1 pseudogene is annotated in these 256 nt (G+C 37.1%); it reads right to left on the bottom strand.

Going from position 1 to position 256, the window contains the following annotated elements:
* Positions 1-256, bottom strand: a pseudogene (locus tag AB671_RS21535) (DDE transposase); the annotation flags it as partial.

Here is a 256-nt window from a genome sequence, read left to right as displayed (position 1 = left end):
ATGAGTTTCATAGAACCGGCCATATCCAGAGTGATTTCTTTTGCTTTTTTCCGAAGTTTGCTACTTATTTTTGAAAGATGTTTTATAATGATATCACTTTTCGTTCCTTTAATAATCGCTACAATACTTCCTTTTCTACCTTTTGCTTTTTTGGAAGTGAGAACGGTATAAAGTTCTCCATCAGAAAGGGCAACTTCATCCAAAGAAAGCTGCCTGGAGAGGTTTTTTGGGTAGAGAATCCAGTCTTCTGAGTGCG

Source organism: Chryseobacterium sp. BGARF1, assembly GCF_001677955.1.
GTDB lineage: Bacteria > Bacteroidota > Bacteroidia > Flavobacteriales > Weeksellaceae > Chryseobacterium.
This window is presented reverse-complemented; position numbering and strand designations above follow the sequence as displayed.